The sequence below is a fragment of the Kocuria subflava genome (assembly GCF_012163155.1).
In the GTDB taxonomy this organism is placed as follows: domain Bacteria; phylum Actinomycetota; class Actinomycetes; order Actinomycetales; family Micrococcaceae; genus Kocuria; species Kocuria subflava.
The window spans coordinates 1-652 of record NZ_JAAVUN010000143.1; the positions used below are offsets into that span (position 1 = coordinate 1).

Annotated in this window: 1 protein-coding gene and 1 pseudogene; both read right to left on the minus strand. The window is 58.4% G+C overall.

What is annotated here, in order from left to right:
* A partial coding sequence (locus GTW58_RS14385; RefSeq protein ID WP_425338853.1) for a hypothetical protein occupies positions 1–248 on the minus strand: 248 nt, incomplete at its 3' end.
* Positions 248–652, minus strand: a pseudogene (locus GTW58_RS13435) (SAM-dependent DNA methyltransferase); the annotation flags it as partial. The gene GTW58_RS14385 and the pseudogene GTW58_RS13435, both read right to left, overlap by 1 nt.

A 652-nucleotide genomic window follows, 5' to 3' on the forward strand; every position in this document is an offset into this window, starting at 1 on the left:
GACCCCTTACGATCAGACGGACTATTGACCACAATACCGCCAGGTTTGCCGAGTTCCTTAGGCGCACCATCCACAGATAGAGCAACTTGATCAAGTTGCTCTACAACTCCCGCCTTGGTTACGGACAAAGGCGCGTCCAGCAAGCTAGTCGTTGACGTATTCCTCAACTCGAATAACTGACCGATTCGCTCAAATGCCCAACCTTGGGGCAAGGAATCAGGCCATGCACTCCCAATTTTCACCAGCATCACGCCTCCACCTGCCCCAGGCGGGCGCGGATGCGGCCGAGGACTTCGTCAAGGTCGCGGTCGATCTCTTCCAGCGGGCGAGGTGGGACGTATTTGTAGAAGTGCCGGGTGAAGGGGATCTCGGCGCCTTCCTTGGTCTTGGATTCGTCGATCCAGGCATCGGGCACGAAAGGCTTGACCTCACGTTCCAGGTATTCGTGGATGACCTGGTCCCACGGCACGTTCTCCGTATCCCGCAGGGCGGTGTTCGGTTCGGGTTTGCCGGCTTTGGTGACGGGTTCGCCGTCGTCGTCGTGTTCGCCAAGCTCGGAGACCAAGGCATGGACCAAGGCCGACTTCAGCGCCAGGTTCTGCTCATTGAGGACGTTCATCAACTCGGCTTGGAACCGCTGGCGGTTGGTGGA